This is a genomic window from Paractinoplanes ferrugineus, from assembly GCF_016862195.1.
Taxonomy (GTDB): Bacteria; Actinomycetota; Actinomycetes; order Mycobacteriales; family Micromonosporaceae; genus Actinoplanes; species Actinoplanes ferrugineus.
Map to the genome: position 1 here is coordinate 189,696 of NZ_BOMM01000008.1, position 18,201 is coordinate 207,896.

General features: G+C 70.9%; 16 protein-coding genes. 13 read left to right on the forward strand and 3 right to left on the reverse strand.

Translation table 11 applies throughout. The features are described 5' to 3' along the window. Window positions 1-216: 216 nt before the first annotated feature. Complete coding sequence (locus Afe05nite_RS06050) at window positions 217-1,353, reverse strand: 8-amino-7-oxononanoate synthase (RefSeq protein ID WP_203815962.1); 1,137 nt, start codon at window positions 1,351-1,353, stop codon at window positions 217-219. An 84-nt stretch (window positions 1,354-1,437) separates the two neighbouring features. On the opposite strand from Afe05nite_RS06050, the gene bioB reads away from it, so the two are divergent. Both bioB and bsaP read left to right on the forward strand, forming a co-directional pair. Next, window positions 1,438-2,433, forward strand: coding sequence for a biotin synthase BioB (gene bioB, locus Afe05nite_RS06055; RefSeq protein WP_203815963.1), 996 nt, complete (start codon window positions 1,438-1,440; stop codon window positions 2,431-2,433). A gap of 5 nt (window positions 2,434-2,438) precedes the next feature. Then, the gene (bsaP, locus tag Afe05nite_RS06060; protein WP_203815964.1) at window positions 2,439-2,615 is read left to right on the forward strand and encodes a biotin synthase auxiliary protein BsaP; all 177 of its coding nucleotides are present in this window, start codon (window positions 2,439-2,441) and stop codon (window positions 2,613-2,615) included. 269 nt (window positions 2,616-2,884) lie between these two features. Here bsaP and Afe05nite_RS06065 read toward each other — a convergent pair whose 3' ends face one another. Both Afe05nite_RS06065 and Afe05nite_RS06070 read right to left on the reverse strand, forming a co-directional pair. Beyond that, window positions 2,885-3,928, reverse strand: coding sequence for a GNAT family N-acetyltransferase (locus tag Afe05nite_RS06065; protein WP_203815965.1), 1,044 nt, complete (start codon window positions 3,926-3,928; stop codon window positions 2,885-2,887). A 92-nt stretch (window positions 3,929-4,020) separates the two neighbouring features. Then, a complete protein-coding gene (locus Afe05nite_RS06070; RefSeq protein ID WP_203815966.1) occupies window positions 4,021-4,737 on the reverse strand; it encodes an ACT domain-containing protein in 717 nt (238 codons plus the stop codon). Between the two features lie 185 nt (window positions 4,738-4,922). On the opposite strand from Afe05nite_RS06070, the gene Afe05nite_RS06075 reads away from it, so the two are divergent. From Afe05nite_RS06075 to Afe05nite_RS06125, 11 genes are all read left to right on the forward strand, one after another. Continuing rightward, a complete protein-coding gene (locus tag Afe05nite_RS06075) occupies window positions 4,923-5,675 on the forward strand; it encodes a pyrimidine reductase family protein (RefSeq protein WP_239117586.1) in 753 nt (250 codons plus the stop codon). Between the two features lie 120 nt (window positions 5,676-5,795). Next, a complete protein-coding gene (locus tag Afe05nite_RS06080) occupies window positions 5,796-7,583 on the forward strand; it encodes an ATP-binding protein (protein WP_203815967.1) in 1,788 nt (595 codons plus the stop codon). A 9-nt stretch (window positions 7,584-7,592) separates the two neighbouring features. Continuing rightward, complete coding sequence (locus Afe05nite_RS06085) at window positions 7,593-8,744, forward strand: exonuclease SbcCD subunit D (RefSeq protein ID WP_203815968.1); 1,152 nt, start codon at window positions 7,593-7,595, stop codon at window positions 8,742-8,744. Beyond that, window positions 8,741-11,230, forward strand: coding sequence for an AAA family ATPase (locus Afe05nite_RS06090; protein ID WP_203815969.1), 2,490 nt, complete (start codon window positions 8,741-8,743; stop codon window positions 11,228-11,230). The genes Afe05nite_RS06085 and Afe05nite_RS06090 overlap by 4 nt, the downstream gene beginning before the upstream one ends. Continuing rightward, the gene (locus Afe05nite_RS06095; RefSeq protein WP_203815970.1) at window positions 11,227-12,192 is read left to right on the forward strand and encodes a hypothetical protein; all 966 of its coding nucleotides are present in this window, start codon (window positions 11,227-11,229) and stop codon (window positions 12,190-12,192) included. The genes Afe05nite_RS06090 and Afe05nite_RS06095 overlap by 4 nt, the downstream gene beginning before the upstream one ends. 380 nt (window positions 12,193-12,572) lie before the next feature. Continuing rightward, the gene (locus Afe05nite_RS06100) at window positions 12,573-13,253 is read left to right on the forward strand and encodes a sigma-70 family RNA polymerase sigma factor (RefSeq protein WP_203815971.1); all 681 of its coding nucleotides are present in this window, start codon (window positions 12,573-12,575) and stop codon (window positions 13,251-13,253) included. Then, window positions 13,253-14,029, forward strand: a complete 777-nt coding sequence (locus Afe05nite_RS06105) for a zf-HC2 domain-containing protein (RefSeq protein ID WP_203815972.1) — start codon at window positions 13,253-13,255, stop codon at window positions 14,027-14,029. The genes Afe05nite_RS06100 and Afe05nite_RS06105 overlap by 1 nt, the downstream gene beginning before the upstream one ends. 175 nt (window positions 14,030-14,204) lie before the next feature. Beyond that, a complete protein-coding gene (locus Afe05nite_RS06110; protein ID WP_239117587.1) occupies window positions 14,205-14,918 on the forward strand; it encodes a hypothetical protein in 714 nt (237 codons plus the stop codon). A gap of 34 nt (window positions 14,919-14,952) precedes the next feature. Continuing rightward, the gene (locus tag Afe05nite_RS06115) at window positions 14,953-15,738 is read left to right on the forward strand and encodes a DUF4142 domain-containing protein (protein ID WP_203815973.1); all 786 of its coding nucleotides are present in this window, start codon (window positions 14,953-14,955) and stop codon (window positions 15,736-15,738) included. Between the two features lie 45 nt (window positions 15,739-15,783). After that, window positions 15,784-17,043, forward strand: a complete 1,260-nt coding sequence (locus tag Afe05nite_RS06120) for a Pecanex-like protein 1 (RefSeq protein WP_239117588.1) — start codon at window positions 15,784-15,786, stop codon at window positions 17,041-17,043. A gap of 180 nt (window positions 17,044-17,223) precedes the next feature. Further along, the gene (locus Afe05nite_RS06125; protein WP_438867661.1) at window positions 17,224-18,198 is read left to right on the forward strand and encodes a DNA-3-methyladenine glycosylase family protein; all 975 of its coding nucleotides are present in this window, start codon (window positions 17,224-17,226) and stop codon (window positions 18,196-18,198) included. The last annotated feature ends 3 nt before the right edge of the window (window positions 18,199-18,201 follow it).

Here is an 18,201-nt window from a genome sequence, read left to right on the forward strand (position 1 = left end):
CGAACGGATCGGCGGCGGTGCCGTTCCCGGCGGCCTCGGCCGACGCGGGGGCGAGAGAGGTGGGCGCACCGGTGGAGACCGAGGGCGCGACGAGGGGGAACGGCGTCGGCGGGAGGGGGAAGCTGCCGGCGGTGGGGATGAAGACGACGTTGGCGGAGGGCAGGCGGGTCGTCACGGCGGTGATGTCGGGGGAGGTCGGGGACTGGGTCGGGGCGGTCATGGGGCGCACTCCACGATCACGTCCAGGGCTCGGGCGAAGGCCTGGTCGGGGACGCCGGCGTTGAGGGTCAGGCGCAGGCGGGACGAACCGTCCGGGGTGGACGGCGGGCGGAAGCAGCCGACCGCCACACCGCGGTCGCGGCAGTCGGCGGCCCACGTCACGGCTGGTTCCGGGCCGGGGGCCGGGACCGACAGCACGGCGGCGGCCGGCGGGTCGACCTCGAGGCCGGCCTCGGTGAGGCGGGCCACGGTCCGGGCCGCTCGGGCGGCGAGGGTGGCGCGCCGGTCGTCGGCCCGGGTGGTCAGCCGCAGTGCCTCGTGGACGCCGGCCACGACGGCGGGCGGCAGGGCGGTGTCGTAGATGAACGTACGACCGGTGTCGATCAGGTGGTGGATGAACGGGGCGGGGGCGGCCACCACGCCGCCGGCGCCGCCCAGCGCCTTGGAGAGGGTGGCGGTGACTATCACGTCGGGCCGGCCGGCCAAGCCCGCGGCAGCGACGCCACCCGCGCCGGCGGGGCCGAGCAGGCCCAGGGCGTGCGCGTCGTCGATCAGCAGCAGGGCGCCCCGGGACGAGGTGACCTCGTGCAGGGACGCCAGCGAGGCCAGGTCACCGTCCACCGAGAACACCGATTCGGTCACCACCACGGCAGTCCGGCCGGGGTGGGCGTCGAGGATCGCGGCGACCGCGGCCGGGTCGTTGTGCGGGGCGACCACGGTGCGCTGCCCGGAGATCCGGCAGCCGTCGATCAGCGAGGCGTGGTTGTAGGCGTCCGAGACGATCAGATCGCAGACCGCCGTGGCGGCGCGGACGGCGGCGAGGTTGGCCAGGTAACCCGAGGAGAAGACGAGGGCCGCCGGGAAGCCGAGGAAGTCGGCCAGGGCCGACTCGAGGGCGGCGTGCGCGTCCGTCGAGCCGCGAACCAGGCGTGAACCGGTGGCGCCCAGCCCGTACGCGGCAAGGGCGTCGGCTGCGGCGGCGACCACCGCGGGATGGGCGGACAGGCCGAGGTAGTCGTTGCCGGCCAGATCGACGACGAAGTCGTCGGCCGGGCGCGGGCGCAGCTGACGGGTGAGCCCGGCCTTCGCCCGGCTTGCGGCGAGGCGTTCCAGCGCATCCAACCAGCCCGTCAAGACACCCCCATCGATCACGAGAAAGGGAAACTATCACTCACCGCCGAAAGCCCTACCGAGGTGGAAGGTCTGTAGGGTACGGGCATGCCAGATATCCTCGAGCGGGCCCGCGCCCAAGTGCTTGCGAATGGTGTCGGCCTCGGTGAGGCGGAGATTCTCGAGGTCCTTCGAACTCCCGACGAAGACCTTCCCGAGCTGCTCCAACTCGCCCACGACGTGCGGATGAAGTGGTGCGGGCCGGAGGTCGAGGTCGAGGGCATCGTCTCGCTGAAGACCGGCGGATGTCCGGAGGACTGCCACTTCTGCTCGCAGTCCGGGCTGTTCACGTCGCCGGTCCGCGCGGTGTGGCTGGACATCCCGTCGCTGGTGGAGGCGGCCAAGCAGACGGCGGCCACCGGGGCGACCGAGTTCTGCATCGTGGCCGCCGTGCGCGGCCCCGACAAGCGGCTCATGGACCAGATGCGCGAGGGCGTCAAGGCGATCCGGGCGGCCGTCGACATCCAGGTCGCGGCCAGTCTCGGCATGCTCACCCAGGAGCAGGTCGACGAGCTGGTCGAGATGGGGGTGCACCGCTACAACCACAATCTCGAGACGTGCCGGTCCTTCTTCCCCAACGTCGTCACCACGCACTCGTGGGAGGAGCGCTGGGGCACACTCAAGATGGTGCGCGACTCCGGCATGGAGGTCTGCTGCGGCGGCATCCTCGGGCTCGGCGAGACGATCGAGCAGCGCGCCGAGTTCGCGGCCCAGCTGGCCGAGCTCGACCCGCACGAGGTCCCGATGAACTTCCTCAACCCGCGTCCGGGCACGCCGCTCGGGGACCAGCCGGTGGTGGAGGGCAAGGACGCGCTGCGCGCGATCGCCGCCTTCCGGCTGGCGATGCCGAGAACCATCCTTCGGTACGCGGGGGGCCGCGAGATCACTCTCGGCGATCTGGGTACGCGTGATGGCCTGCTCGGTGGCATCAACGCGGTGATCGTCGGCAACTACCTGACCACGCTCGGCCGGCCGGCGACCGAGGACCTCGCGCTGCTGGAGGACCTGAAGATGCCGGTCAAGGCCCTGTCGGCGACCCTCTGACGGTCATGTTCTGCGACCGTTGCGGGGAGAACGCCGCCGCCGGTGACCACGCGGCGTGCGCGGCGGCCCGCGAGCTGGAGCCGCCGCGCTTCTGCCCCCAGTGCCGCCGCCGGATGAAGGTGCAGGTCGTGCCGACCGGCTGGCGCGCCAGTTGCGTCGAGCACGGCACCCGCACGGCTTGAGGCTGGTCCAGGGGTGCTGTCCGCAGTGAGCATCGGCCGATCGCCGGTTCGAGGTGGCCTGGCGCATGGGCCGCATCCCGACCCACGCCCGCATCGGAATCGCCGGCCGCTACGTGCTCCACGACTTTCCCGCTCACGCGGCGGTCTGCGGCTGTTTCACCCCATGAGCAAGGCGGCTGTCACCTCACCGGACTCGTCGAACGCACCATCGGCTGACTCATCCACCTCCGCCGCCGCGCTTTCCTGTGGCGGCGGCCGGTGTCTCGTCTCTAGGGCAGGGCCGGTGTCTCGTCGCCGACCGGGTCGCGGCCGGGCACCGGCAGGGTCACCGTGACCAGGGAGCCGTCCCGGTCGGCTGGGCCGGCGCCCAGGCGCGACAGGGTGCGCAGCATCGGCACGTTGTCGGCGGAAGTGTGGGCCACCAGCGCCGCGAAGCGGCCCCGTTCGGCGTACGCCATCAGGCGCCGCAGCAACGCGGTGCCGATGCCGCGTCGCTGCCAGCCGTCCTCCACCAGGATCGCGATCTCGCCGAGGTCGCCCTCGGCGAGCAGGCCGGCCATGGCCACGACGCTGGGACCGGACGTCACGACCAGGGTGCGGCCGCCGGCCGGCTGAAGGAGGCGGACCGTCCGGGCGTCGGACGGCGCGACCCCGCCCAGGTAGCGGCGGGCGATCGTCTCGGTGGAGCAGCGAGCGTGCAGGTCTCGTACACCCTCGGCGTCCTCCGGGGCCGCCGGCCGCATGATCAGCTCGGCGCCGTCCGGAAGCAGAAGCGTGGTTTGTTCCTGCTGGTGGCGGAAGAGCGCGCCGGACAGCTCGACCAGCGCCTGCGCACGGGCGAACTCGGCGGGCGTGAACGAGGGTCGCGCCCGCAGCACCTCGTAGGAACCGCCGGCCGGATCGGCGAGGGTCATCCGGGCCTCGTCGTAGCCGGGGCGGCCCGGCAGGGAGTCGGGCCGCCACCGAACCTCCGTGGCGTCGAGGAGCGCGACGAGCGCCTCGCCCAGCGCGTCGTGGTCGTGCACCAGTCGGCCGGCCAGGGCCAGCGCCCTGGTCGGCTGGTCGACGAGTCCTTCCGCCTCGGCGCGGGCCACGAACGCGTTGCGGCCACGGCCCCGGGCGATCGCCCCGAGCAGGTCGGCCTCGGTGAGCGCGTCGGGCGCGTCGATGAGGAAATCGTCTATCGCGCCGGCCTCGGTGGTGTGCACCTGGACGGCGAGAATGTTCACCGACCTGAGCGCGAGGCTCGCGGTCAGAACGGATAGATAGCCCGGTCGGTCGTCCACCGTTGCCCGGATCCGCCACAGCGCCATGTCGGCACTCCTCTCAGCTTCTCCCGGCTCCAATTCTCTCGCGGCGGTGTTAACCAGACATTGCTTGAGCTGCAATTTCCCCGAGAGTCCGGTCACATGACGACGGGCACCCCGGCGGTGTCGAGCCGGTCGCCGAGGATCACCGCGGCGGCCCGGACGAGCTGCGCCACCCGGTCGACCTCGGTGATGTGGAAGGCGGCCGCGGGCAGCTCCTCGGCGTCCTCGCGGGCGACCACGAGCACCAGTCCGGCCCGGCCGAACGGCGCCACCGCGTAGCGCACGCCGTCGGGCGTGGTGATCGGGCGGGCCCGCAGCGGAGTGATCTCGGGGAGTTGGAGCGGGGCGGGAGCACGCCAGCTCGCGTAGACCGTGGTGGCGTCGCCGGTGAGGTCGGGCTGCGACCGGGGCACACCGGCCCGCGCGGCCCAGTCGGCCGGCACCACCGCGGCGGCCGCCCAGTCGGCGGCCAGCAGGGCGGGGACCGCGTCGACGAGGGTGGCGAGGCCGTCGGCCGGGTTGGCGGCGACCTGGGCGAGCAGCTCGGCGTCGTGGCCACCGTTGACCGGGGCGCCGATCGCTTTCCACACGCCGTCGACCTGTACGCCCGGGATGGCGGCGAGACCGGCGAGGAGGCGTTCCACGCGGGACGCGCCCGGCCAGACGACGGTGAAGTCGTCGACCGCCCGGCCGCCGAGTCGTTCCAGGACGACCACCTGGACGATGTCGGCACCGGCCACGCCGAGCGTGCGGGCCACCTGGCCGAGGGCACCGGGACGGTCCGGCAGGGTGACTCGAACCCGCAGCAACATGCAACTCCTCCCGTCGGGCGACGGCTCGGAACGCCGTCTCCGTGGCGTCCAGGCTGCCAAATCACCGTTTCGCCCTGGTTGCGCGACCGTGTCCCGGCCGTCAAGACATGGCCGGATTAGGGTGAGGAGGTGATCTGCAAGGCCTGCCGGGAGCAGCGACACAAGAAGTGCCGGGGTGGCTCGTGGTGCGACTGCCAGCACCGGCCGCCGGTGCCGACGCCGCCGGTGACGGGACCGCCCGGCCCATGAGCGTCTATCAGGAGCGGCCGGCTGACCTGGTCGGTCTCTATCCGCGCGACTCGGCGCCCACGATGCGGGTCAACTTCATCGCCAGCATCGACGGGGCGGTGTCGGTCGACGGCCTGTCCGCCGGGCTCCAGGGGCCGGGGGACAAGCAGATCTTCGACACGTTACGGATGGTCTGCGACGCGCTCGTGGTCGGCTCGGGGACGGTGAAAGCGGAAAAATACGACGCCCTGCGCCTGACTCCGGAAGCCCGAGCGTGGCGGCGACAGCACGGCATCCCCGAGTTCCCGCTCATGGTGATCGTCTCGAACAGCCTCGACCTCGACTACGACCAGCTGGTCTTCGCCGACGCCCCGATCAAGCCGATCATCCTGACCGGCCCGGGAACGGACCTGGGCGCCGCCGGCGAACACGCCGAGGTGCTCGTCGCCGACGGTCTGGCCGACGGGATAGCCCAGCTCAACGCCCGCGGCGCCACCCAGATCCTGGGCGAGGGCGGCCCCCGCCTGCTCGGCTCGATGATCGCCGAGGACGTGGTCACCGAGCTCTGCCTGACCGTCTCGCCCCGGTTGGTCGGCGGCGGCCCCGGCCGTATTTCCGCCGGGGCGCCGGCCGTGCCGCGCGAGATGTCGCTGCGGCACATCCTCTCCCGGGAGGACATGCTTTTCCTGCGGTACGCGCGTCGTCGATAGGGCGCGCCTCCACAGGCTGATCAAGATCTTGTGGATAAATCTGTGGATGGCCACCAGAAGTTGTGGACAACGAGTGCCAACCCACTCCAGGTGCGGCTTCTGTCGTACCCCTGGTGCAACATGATCGGCGTGTCTGACGAAGCTGAGCCCACCCGCGGTGGAAAACAGAGTGCCAAATCGCCGGGGGACCCCGTCGGGCGGGTGCTCGGCACCGCCGACGCCACGCCGCTGCAGTTCTGGACGGCCGTGGCCGACGGGAGCTACCTGCAACTCGACGACGTCGTGGTGACCACCCGGCAACTGCCCGACCGTGAGCCGGTGACGATCGCCGGCGTGGTGACCCAGGTGCGGGCCCGGCACGAGGGCGCCCAGTTCGACTCCGACGTCTTCGCCATCGCGGAGGGCACCCTGCCGGCCGTGGTGCAGGAGGCAGCCGAGATCACCACCACCCGGGTCGACCCCGAGCTCTACGTCCCGCCCGCGCCCGGCGCCGTGGTGCACCGGGCCACCGGCGAGGCGCGGGACGCGGCGCTGCACTTCGACCGGATGGAGCGGCGCATCCCGATGGGCACCGGCCGCGACGGGGTGCCGGTGTTCCTCAACGCCGACTTCCTCGACGGCACCCGCGGCGCGCACGTCTCCATCTCCGGCATCTCGGGGGTGGCGACCAAGACGAGCTTCGCCACCTTCCTTCTCTACTCGGTGTTCCGGTCCGGTCAGCTGGGTGCCGACGGGGCCAACGCACGCGCGCTGATCTTCAATGTCAAGGGCGAGGACCTGCTGTTCCTCGACCACCCCAACACCAAGCTCGACGCCGGCACGATGTCCGCCTACAAGCTGCTCGAGCTGCCCGCGACGCCCTTCTCCGACGTGCGCGTCTATGCGCCGCCCCGGGCCGGCGACTCGTCCGGCGCGCCCGACGTGAGCAGCCGGCTGACCGGCGTCGACGCGTTCTACTGGACGCTCGAGGAGTTCTGCGACAAGAAACTGCTGCCCTACGTGTTCGCCGACGCCGACGACGAGCGCCAGCAATACACGATGGTCGTGCATTCGGTGACCGCGCACCTCAATCGGTACGCGGTCCCGGCCGAGGGCGGCATCAGCATCGACGGCCGGCGCATCTCCTCCTACGGCGATCTGGTCGACCACGTAGTCGACCAGCTGACCGACGACGACACCCGCTCGACCTGGGCGGGCAGCGCGGTCAACATGGGCACGGTGAACGCGTTCGCCCGGCGGCTGATCGGCAGCAAGCGCGACCTGTCCCGGCTGATCCGCGGCGATCTGGCCTCGCGTCGCCCGCACCAGATCAAGACCGCCGAGTCGGCCCAGGTGACGGTCGTCGACCTGCACAACCTGCCCGACCGCGCCCAGCGCTTCGTGGTCGGCGTGACGCTCAAGACCGAGTTCGAGGAGAAGGAGAAAGCCGGCACCGGCCGCCCCCTGCTCTTCGTGGTGCTCGACGAGCTCAACAAATACGCGCCGCGGGAGGGCACCTCGCCGATCAAGGAGGTGCTGCTCGACATCGCCGAGCGCGGCCGGTCACTCGGCGTGATCCTGATCGGCGCGCAGCAGACCGCGAGCGAGGTCGAGCGGCGCATCGTGACCAACTCGGCGATCCGGGTGGTCGGCCGGCTCGACCCGGCCGAGGCGGCCCGGCCCGAATACGGCTTCCTGCCGCCCGCCATGCGACAGCGGGCGCTGCTGGCCCGGCCCGGCACGATGTTCGTCAACCAGCCCGACATCCCGGTTCCGCTCTGCGTCGAGTTCCCGTTCCCGGCCTGGGCCACCCGCAAGTCCGAGTCGGGCCCGCCGCCGTCCTCGACGATGCGCTCGATAGTCCAGGGCGCCGACCCGTTCGCGGTCGTGGGTGGCCGGGGCGCGGCCGACGACGACATCCCGTTCTAAGGTTCTCCGATGCGGATTCTGCACACGTCCGACTGGCACGTCGGGAAGGTTCTCAAGGGCCGCAACCGGCTCGACGAGCACATCAAGGTGCTGGCCCAGGTCGTCGAGATCGCCAAGGCCGAGCGTCCCGACCTGGTGATCGTCGCCGGTGACCTCTACGACACGGCGGCACCGACGGCCGACGCGACGAGGGTGGTGACCCGGGCGCTGTCGGCGCTGCGGCGTACCGGCGCGATCGTGGTGGCGATCGGTGGCAACCACGACAACGGCCCGGCGCTCGACGCGCTGCGCCCGTGGGCCGACGCGGCCGGCATCGAGCTGCGCGGCTCGGTGCGGGAGAACCCGGACGAGTTGCTGATCCGCGGGCAGACCGAGGCGGGCGAGCGCTGGCAGCTGGTGGCGTTGCCGTTCCTGTCCCAGCGCTACGCGATCCGCGCCGCCGAGATGTACGACCTGTCGGCGGCGGAGGCCAACCAGACCTACGCCGACCACATCGCCCGCCTGATCGCCAAGCTCAGCGAGAAGTTCGCCGAGCCGGGCGTGCTCAACCTGCTCACCGCCCACCTGACGATCGTCGGGGCGACGGCCGGCGGTGGCGAGCGCGAGGCGCACACCATCATGGGCTACGCGGTGCCGGCCACCGTCTTCCCGCCGAACTGCCACTATGTCGCCCTCGGCCACCTGCACCGCTCGCAGTCGGTGATCTCGCCCTGCCCGACGCGCTATTCGGGCAGTCCGCTCGCCGTCGACTTCGGCGAGGAGGAGAACGTGCCGTCGGTGGCGATCGTCGACGTCGGCACCGACAAGGCGGCCCGGGTGCGTGACGTGCCGATTCCGTCGGCGCGGCCGTTGCGGACCGTACGTGGCACGCTCGAACAACTCGCCACGGTGAACCTTCCGGATGCCTGGCTCCGTGTCCTGGTGCGCGAGACGCCACGGGTCGGCCTGCGCGAGGACGTGCAGGAGATGCTGCCCAACGCGCTCGAGGTCCGGATCGACCCGGAGATGTTGCCGAACAAGGCGGGTGAGCGGATGGCGCAGCGGGCCGGCCGGTCGCCCCGCCAGCTCTTCGGCGACTACCTGGACAACCGCGGTAACGCCGAGGACGGCGTCCGTGAGCTGTTCGACGAGCTCTACGACGAGGTGAGCAGCGACTCATGAGGCCGATCAGACTCGACATGACCGGGTTCACGGTGTTCCGGGACGAGACCACCGTGGACTTCAGCGACGCCGACTACTTCGCCCTGGTCGGCCCGACCGGCTCGGGCAAGTCGACTGTTCTCGACGCGATCATCTTCGCCCTCTACGGGCAGGTGCCGCGCTGGGGCGGCGCCCGCGGCATCGCCAACGCGCTCGCGCCGAGCGCCGCCGAGGCCAAGGTGCGGCTGGTCTTCGAGTCGGCCAACGAGCGTTACGTCGCGACCCGGGTGGTGCGCCGCGACGGCCGGGGCAACGTCAAGACGGCCGGCGCCGGTCTGCAGTTGATGCCGCGCGGTTTCGACGTGACCAAACTCGACACCGGCATGGACCTCGACGACCTCGGCGAGGTGCTGGCCGGCACGCCCGCCGAGATGGACGCGGCGGTGATGGAGGCGGTCGGCCTGCCGTACGAGCAGTTCACCAGCTGTGTGGTGCTGCCGCAGGGCAAGTTCGCCGACTTCCTGCACGCCAAGCCGGCCGTCCGCCAGGAGATCCTGGTCAACCTGCTCGGCCTGCAGGTCTACGAGGAGGTGCAGACCCGCGCCACCGGCCGGGCCGCCGCCGCCGAGGCCAAGCTCGGCCTCGTCGACCAGCAGCTGGCGGGTCTCGAGGACGCCTCCGACGAGGCGGTCGAGGCGGCCGAAAGTGTCGTGACCCGGATGCGCGGGCTCACCGGTGCGGTCGAGGCGGCCGTCCCGGGGTTGCGCGAGGCACACCAGCAGGAGTCGGAGGCATCGGCGAAACGGGACGCGCTCGACGCGGAGCTGCGGGCGCTGTCCGCCGTCCGGACACCGGCCGGGTCGGCCGAGATCGCGGGCGCGACAGCGGTCGCCAGGGCGGGTGCGGCCGAGGCCGCCGAGGAGATCCGCACCGCCGAGGAGCGCGAGGAGAAGGTGCGCGGCGAGCTCGCCGCGGCCGGCGACGCCGGCTCGTTGAAGCTGATGCTCGACCGGCACGCCGAGCTGGAACGACTCCTCGGGCAGGAGGAGTGGTTCGCGGGCGAGGTGCAGGTCGCCGAGGTCGAGTTCAAGGACGCGCAGAGTGGCGCCGAGCTCGCCCACAGCGCCCGCCTGGGCGCCACCCAGTTGCTCGAGCAGGCACGTCTCGACTACACCGAGGCCCAGCGCCTCGACAAGGCGGCCGCGCTGCGGGCCCACCTGACCGCGGGCGGTCCCTGCCCGGTGTGCGAGCAGACGGTGACCCAGGTGCCGGCCATGCCCGCGGGCTCCGCGGTGCAGGCGGCCGAGGCGACCGGCAAGGCGGCGCGGGCCGCCGCCGAGGTGGCCGAGTCGGCGTGGAAGCAGCGCGACGCGGTGGCTCGCAAGCTGGAGGGCAACCTCGAGCGCAAACGCGCCCAGCACGAGCACCACGTGTCCCGGGTCGCCGAGGTGCGCGCGGTGGTGGCCGGTTTCCCGGGCGTACCGGCCCTGGAACGGCAGCTCGCCGACATCAGCCGGTTGCAGCGCAAACTCGACCAGGCCGGCACGGCGGTGCGCACGGCCCGCGAGGCCCAGCGCAAGGCGCAGGCGGCCGCGCATCAGGCCGAGGAGCGGGAGCGTACGGCGTGGCGCACGTTCGACCAGATGCGTGACGGGGTGGCCCGGTTCGGGCCGCCGCCGGCCGACCGGGAGGACCTGTCCGGCGCCTGGCTGACGCTCGTCGAGTGGGCGGCCGGCGAGCACCGGCGGCGCGAGGCCGCACGGGCCGAGGCGCAGACCGCGGTGACCACCGCCCACCAGGCCGCGGTGCACGCGTTCGCCACAGTGGGCGCGCTGTTCACCGAGGCCGGCCTGACCGCGCCGACCAGGGGCGGGGAATCCGAGCTCATCCGGGCCGCGGCGGTGGCCGCCGAGCGGGCCGAGGCGGCCTGGAAGCGGCTGGCCGACCGGCGGGAGCAGGCGCACGAACTGAGCGGGCAGCGGATGACGCTGCAGCAGCAGGGGCGGGTGGCCAAGTCGCTGGCCGGTCACCTGCGGGCCAACAACTTCGAGCGATGGCTGCTCGAGGAGGCGCTCGACCTGCTCGTCGACGGCGCGACCCGGATTCTGCGCGACCTGACCGGCGGCCAGTACGAACTGATCCACGACAAGGGCGAGTTCTACGTCATCGATCAGCACGACGCCGGGCTGCGGCGCGGGGTGCGCACGCTCTCCGGCGGCGAGACCTTCCAGGCTTCGCTGTCGCTCGCGCTCGCCCTGTCGGAGCAGCTGGCCGGCATGTCGACGACGGCCGCCAGCCTCGAGTCGATAGTGCTCGACGAGGGGTTCGGCACGCTCGACGTGGCGACGCTCGACGTGGTGGCCGCCACCCTGGAAAACCTGGCGGCCCGCGGCGACCGGATGGTCGGCCTGGTCACCCACGTGCCGACGCTGGCCGAACGGGTGCCGGTGCGGTTCGAGGTGCACAAGGACGCGCGCACCGCGCACGTGGAGAGGGTCGGCTTGTGACGCGGATGTTCGTCGACGCCTGGGACCCGTCGTACGGCGCGTCCCTGGAGGGCGGTTCCGGCGGTGACGGGCCGGCCTCGCCGAGCAGCGCCCAGGTGGACACCGATGTAGAGGTGCCGGCGGCGCGGTGGGCGCCGATCGACGGCGCCCGCAAGGCCCGCCGGCCGGACGTGGTGTTCCTGGTCGACGGGGTGCGCCGGAACGACGCCGGGCTGTGGACGGCCGAGGACGACGGCACCACCTATGCCGGGTTGGCGGCGTCCTACGCGGCCGGGGTGGTGCGCTGCGACCTGGGCCGGGGGGTGGCCGAGCTGGTCGGCGCCCGGATCGGTCGGGGACTGTTCACGGCCAGCCCGACGGCCGCCGACCTGCAGGCCGGCTCGGTGCGTTACGAGGTGCACCGGGTGTCCGGGCCGGGCGAGGCGAGCATGCTTCCGGCCGCCGTCCAGCCGTCGCTCACCGCATTGGAGATCGACATTTCCGACATGGCCCGGGACGGCGGTGACGACCTGCTCGTCGTCGACGGTCCGTTGCGGAGCCGGCGGCAGCTCCCGCGCACCATCGGCTATGTGAAGACGCAGCAGAAGCTCTACCTGTCGGCGACTCTCAACATGGTCGTGACCTCGTTGCAGCCCGGTCAGCGCACGCCGGTCTTCCACACCGGCACGGTCTGGGGCGGCTGGTCCTGGTATCTCCGGTTGCCCGGCGGCTCGGGTGCGCCGTGGTCCGGCATCGTCCGGGTGGAGTGCTCGCCCGACCTCACCCCGGAGCAGGCGATCGAGCTGGCCGAGATCTCCGGGGCCACCCTGCCCCGATTCGCGTCCTCGGCCTACAAAGATCCGCGTGCTCCGCAAAATCTTGTGCCGATCGCCGGACTCGAGCGCCGGCTGCGCGGCATGCTCGGCGATTCTCGCGTGCTGCATCGCGCGTTGACGCTGGCCACCGCCCGAAGCCGGACATAACGCGGGTCGCGCCCGAAAGGTCCGACCAGGCATCGCGGGTCCTCCGAACGGACGGCGGGGACAGCTGGGAGCGCTCCCAGTAAGACGCTCCGAAAGCGCGCGCCTACGCACCGGTAATAACCGGACGCGCTGTGCGTCAGCCCTGCTCAGAAGGGCGTTCCCTGTTGCCCCTGTGGCTGAGTATCATTCTGCTGCCCTGGTAGGCATATCGGTGTAGATGGATGAATTCATCGGCTACCGCTGTGCGCCGTGCCGCCCCCACACGACACCGGAGGACCGTTGATAACCCGCGTCCTGGAAATTTCCCCGCCACCGTTGATCCCGGCAGGTGCCCCCGGCCGTACATCAGGCGACGGGGAAAGCTCCGGGCGGAGGTATCAATGCATGCGGTGGTCGAGGATCGGCTCGCGCCGGACGGGATGTGCCTGATGACACAACAGAGATCCGGCGGTCGGTGGCAGTCTCTCGACGGTGGTCGCGCTGAAGACAGTGGTTCGGTGATCCCGCGGCAAGCTCCGCGGCACGGCGCCCCCGACTCCGGTACGGCCAGCCATGAGGACACCCTCGTACGCATGCTCTACGAGGAGCATGCCGGACCCCTGCTGATGTTCGTGCTGCGCCTGACGGGTGGAGACCGTCAACGCGCAGAGGACATCGTCCAGGAGACGTTGCTGCGGGCCTGGCGTAACGCGCACCGGCTCGGTGCGCAGGGCCAGCAGTCGCTGCGGCCGTGGTTGGTGACCGTCGCCCGGCGGATCGCCATCGACGACCACCGCAGCGCCAGTGCTCGCCCCGCCGAGACGTACGACCGCGAGCTGGAGAGCTTCCCCAGTCAGTCGGACGACACCGACCGGGTTCTCCAGTCGATGACCGTGTCCGACGCGCTGCGTGAGCTGAGCCAGTCGCACCGCGAGATCCTGATCGAGACCTACTTCCGGGGGCGTACGGTGCCCGAGGCGGCGGAGAAGCTCAATCTTCCGCTCGGTACCGCCAAGTCCCGTGTGTATTACGCTCTGCGTGCGCTGCGTACCGCGCTGCAGCAGCGGGGGGTGACGGAGTAATGACGCAAGAGGAGCACTACGACGTCGCGTCGTACGCTCTCGGTGTGCTGGACGAGCGGGATGCCGCTCGGTTCGAGGACCACCTCATCGAGTGCCCACGCTGCGCCTTCGAGCTCGAGTCGTTCGTGCAGGTCGCTGACCTGCTGGCCGACGTCGACGCCGGCGCGGTGATTGCGGCCGAGGAGTCCCAGCGCGATGGCCGGGTGCTGCACAAGATGATCGGTACGGTCAGCCAGGAGCGGCGGAAGGCAAACAGCCGCCGACTTTATTCACTGGCTGCCGCCGTGGTCGTCTTCGCGATGCTGTCGATCGGCGCACTGTTCGCGGGCGGAAAGCTCTTCGCCCCTGATTCCACCTCACCAGCCACCACCGCCGGCCGCAGCAGCAGCCAGCTCGACCCGTTGCCCAACAGCGACGGTGCCGGCATCGGTGGCCCCGACCTGACCGGCCAGCGCTACAGCGCCACCGACCCACGCACCGGGGTGGCCGCCGACGTGGCGATGGAGAAGAAGGACTGGGGCACCCAGATCTCCTTCGCCATCTCCAACATCCAGGGTCCGAAGACGTGCCGGCTGATCGCCGTGCACACCGACGGCACCACCGAGCCGCTCGTGTCGTGGAGCGTTCCGGCCGACAAGGGCTGGGGCACGGCCGCCAACCCGGCGCCGCTCATGCTCCAGTCCATCACCGCGACACCGCGGGAGAACATCGCGCACCTCACGGTTCAGGAAGTCACTTCCTCGGGAGTCGGCGACACCCTGGTTCGCGTACCGTAATAAACGCGGAGCGTCAAAAGGCCCGGCCAATTGGCCGGGCCTTTTGTCATGTCCAGGCGCCCCGGCGGACTTCAAAGAGAATTAAGGAAATTGATCGGGCCGAGTGTTCAACCGTCGCGGCCCGCGCCTCGTACTACTGCCCGGAAGCGCCAGAAGCACGATCACTGGAGGGCACGTGGTACCGGAGAAGCGCAAGTTGATGGTCGCGGGTGCTGCCATCGCAGCGGCTTTGGCAGTGGCCGGTTGTGCCCCAACCGGATATGACGCCGCCGACTACGGCAACGCCGCCGAGCCCGCCTCGAACGAAGTGGCGGCCAGCCCCGGCGCGACCGCTGACCCGGCCGCCACCAGCGACCCGGCCGCCAACGCCGACCCGGACGCCACCGCGCCTCCCGGTTCGGGCACCGGCACGGAGCTCCCCGACGACCAGATCACCAAGGCGCTGACCGGCACGTCGGTCAAGCGGATGGGCAAGGTCGTGGAGAACGAGAAGGGCTTCGTCCTCTACCGCTTCGACGGTGACTCGAACAGCCCGGCCAAGTCCAACTGCAACGGTGACTGCGCCAAGATCTGGCCGCCCACTCTGACCAACGACGGCAAGCCCACCCTCAAGGGTGTCTCGGCCGACGTCGTGGGCACGGTCACCCGGGCCGACGGCACCAAGCAGCTGACCATCAAGGGCTGGCCGGTCTACACCTACATCGGTGACAAGAAGCCCGGTTCCTGGAAGGGCCAGAACGTCTCCGGCAAATGGTTCGTGATCGAGCCGACCGGTGCCAAGAACCTCACCTGCCTCCCCGCGGTCTCCAAGCCGGTAGCCCCGCCCGCTGACAAATCGGGTGCTGAGTCGTCCGATTCCGGCAGTGCCGGCGGCGAGATCAGCTACTGACGTAAGCGCAAATCGAGAAACCCGGAGGTCGCAAATGTTTGCCGCTCGCTCGTCCCGTCAGCTCAAGCGCTGGATGGTGGGCATTTCGGCAACTGCGCTGGCATTCCTGCTGGCGCCGGTGTCACCGGCGCACGCCGCCGGCGGGGATGTACCCGTTCCGCAGTCGTCGTTCAACGCGAAGGGCGCCGGTTCGGTGAGTGCCGCCGACGTCGACTTCGTGGTGAAGGTCCGGCTCGCTGGGCTGTGGGAGATCCCGGCCGGCAACATGGCCCAGGAGAAGTCCGAAGACTCCCGGGTCGTGCAGATCGGCAAGACCATCTCGGCCCAGCACGTCGTGCTCGATCAGCTCGACCGGGAGGTGGCCAAGAAGCTCAATGTCGACCTTCCGGCCACGCCGAACGCCGACCAGCAGGGCTGGCTCGACGAGATGAAGAAGGCGAACGCGGCGACGTTCGACCAGATCTACATCGACCGGCTCCGGGCCGCGCACGGCAAGATCTTCCCGGCCATCGCGACGATCCGGGCAAGCACCCGCAACGACGCCGTCCGGCAGCTGGCCCAGCAGGCCAACCAGTTCGTCATGACGCACATGACACTGCTGGAGTCGAGCGGGATCGTCGACTACGGCTCGCTGCCCACCGCGGCCGCGCCGGTCCAGCCCGGTGGCGGTCCCGTTCCGGTGGACGCCAACATGCTCGCCCAGGCGAGCGCCGGCCGCAGCGGAATCCCCGGGGCCAGCACGTCCGTGATCCTCCTAGTTCTCGCCGCCGCACTTGTGGCCGGCGTCATCACGACCATGCGCATCTTCCGGGCGCGGTAGACCCCCGAACCCGCGTCCAGGTCGAGACAAAGAAAGGTGTCACCCATGCGAAGGTCTAACTACCGGCGCGCATCCACGAAGTCCGGTTGGTTCAGCGGCCGACGGCGGATCATCGCGGTAGCCGCCACCCTGGTGGCGTTCGGCGGCATCGTGACCGTTACCCAGGTCTCCAGTGCCAGCACCCAGCGCACCCAGAAGAAGGCGCTCTCCGCCTGCGAGAACGTCCAGGCTCCGGCCGGCTCCAAGCTGTCCACCAAGACCCGCAAGGGCACGTGGACGGAGAAGAACGGCCAGATCACGCAGCACGCGGACGACGGTGCGGGCGATGTGGCGACCACGGCCCAACTGCGGTCACGCTGCCGCCAGTGGGTCATGAACAACGTCGGCAACAACGGCGGCAAGGGTGGCGGCAAGGGCAACGCCACCGCCGCACCGAGCGCCGGTGCCACCTCCGCCAACACCAACGCGGGTGGCAACAACAACGGCGGCAACAACAACAACGGTGGCAACAACAACGGTGGCAACAACAACGGCGGCAACAACAACGGTGGGAACAACAACGGTGGGAACAACGGCGGCAACAACGGTGGTCAGGCCACCCCGCCGCCCGGTGCCGGCCTCGGCGTGCTGACCAACAGCTGCGCCACCAGCAAGCTCACCCCGCACGACGGTTTCCAGAAGGGCGACCGCTGCGTCTCCACCGAGTTCGGTGAGGTCTCCAGCGCGGCCAACAACTCGTCGCTGCTGATCACCCAGTCGCCGCCGGTGGTGCAGGTCAACACGCCGTTCACCATCAAGGTGAGCACCCGCAACCTGATCCGTGACCGCTTCCTCGCGGCCGGCCAGGGTGGTTACTACGTGGAGAGCTCGGTTCTGCAGGGCGGCATCGAGCGCGGCCACTTCCACACCGCGTGCCGCATGCTCGCCAGCCTCACCGAGGCCCCCGACCCGTCGCCGGTGCCCGCGTTCTTCGTGGCCACCGAGGACAAGAAGGGTGGCAAGGCCCCCGACGAGGTGACCATCCAGGTCGCCGGTCTGCCGACCTCCGGCACCGCGCAGTGCGCCTCGTGGGCCGGTGACGGCTCGCACCGCATCCCGATGATGGAGCGGGCGAACGAGACCCCCGCCTTCGACGCGGTCAAGATCCGGGTCGTGAACGGCGGCGGCAACAACGGTGGCCAGCAGGGTGGCAACAACAACGGCCAGCAGGGTGGCAACAACAACAACGGCCAGCAGGGCAACAACGGCCAGCAGGGCAACAACAACGGCCAGCAGGGCAACAACGGCCAGCAGGGCGGCAAGTAGAAACTGAGCCAAGAGCCGCCACTCGACCGGTATCGAACCTGACCGGGGGCAGGGCCGCCGACACGGCCCCGCCCTCGCCAGGACCCCCCATCGATATCGGTGCCGTCCTTCCCCCTGACGGACGGCAGCAGTGAACGGCTCCAGGCGATTCGGACCACTCGGGTGTCCGATCGCCCACCGATGGCCCTGACCGGGAGCGCGGTCAGGGCCATCGGCCTGGCGGAAAAAGAAAGCTATGGTGGCTCGGTGCATGAGGTGACCCGCCGGCTGACCCCGCCCGAGCGCTATCACTTCGGCCGCACCCTGGCCCCGCTGGTGGCCCCCCAGTTCGACCCGGTGGCCCGGCTGGCCCGCGACGAGTTCCGGCTGGCGGCCCGCACCCCCGACGGACCCGGTGCCATCCACCTGAGGCGCGCGGGATCGGGCGAGATCACCGCCACGACGTACGGACCGGGCGCGAACTGGCTGGCCGAGCACGCCGCCGCGATCGCCGGTCTCGAGGACGACGTGACCGCCTTCCCGGCGCTGGCCGCGAGCCACCCTGTGGTGCGTCAACTGGCCCGCACCTTCGCCGGCGTCCGGATGCCGCGAACCGGGATGCTCTTCCACCGCGTACTGCGAGCCGTCCTCGAACAGAAGGTGACCGGCGTCGAGGCGTTCCGGGCGTACCGCAAGATCGCCCAGAGATTCGGTGAGCCGGCACCGGGGCCCGGAGAGCTGCTTCTCCCGCCCGATCCCGCCGCGATAGCGGCGACGCCCTACTGGGCCTTCCATCCGCTCGGCGTGGAACAGCGCCGCACCCAGGCCCTGCTGCGCGCCGCCCAGGTCGCCGCCCGGCTCGAGGAATGCCCCGACTCCGCCGACGCCACCCGGCGCCTGACCGCCCTGCCCGGCATCGGCCCGTGGACCGCGGCCGAGGTGACCCGGATCGCCTACGGCGACGCCGACGCGGTGAGCGTCGGTGACTACCACGTCCCCAACACGGTGGCGTTCGGGCTGGCCGGCGAGGCGCGCGGAAGTGACGAGCGCATGTTGGAGCTGCTGGAACCGTTCCGCGGCCACCGGGCCCGGGTCTGTGACCTGCTGGCCGCCGGTGGCATCCGGGCGCCCCGATTCGGCCCGAGAATGCCGATTCGGTCTTTCGCGAAGTTCTGACCG